Source organism: Dryocola boscaweniae, assembly GCF_025215095.1.
Taxonomy (GTDB): domain Bacteria; phylum Pseudomonadota; class Gammaproteobacteria; order Enterobacterales; family Enterobacteriaceae; genus Dryocola; species Dryocola boscaweniae.
In genome coordinates, this window is record NZ_JALHAP010000004.1 from 1 (window position 1) to 236 (window position 236).

1 rRNA gene is annotated in these 236 nt (G+C 51.3%); it reads left to right on the forward strand.

Going from position 1 to position 236, the window contains the following annotated elements:
• The first annotated feature begins 117 nt into the window (after nucleotides 1–117).
• Nucleotides 118–233 (forward strand): 5S ribosomal RNA (rrf, locus tag MUA00_RS00020).
• Nucleotides 234–236: the final 3 nt, after the last annotated feature.

The window sequence follows — 236 nt, forward strand, 5'->3', positions numbered from 1 at the left end:
CGTGAGGCTTAACCTTACAACACCGAAGGTGTTTTGGTGAGAGAGACTGATTTTCAGCTGAATTCCGAGATTAATATTAATGGTCATGAAGAATGACGGTTAATGAAACAGAATATGCCTGGCGGCAACAGCGCGGTGGTCCCACCTGATCCCATGCCGAACTCAGAAGTGAAACGCCGTAGCGCCGATGGTAGTGTGGGGTCTCCCCATGCGAGAGTAGGGAACTGCCAGGCTCC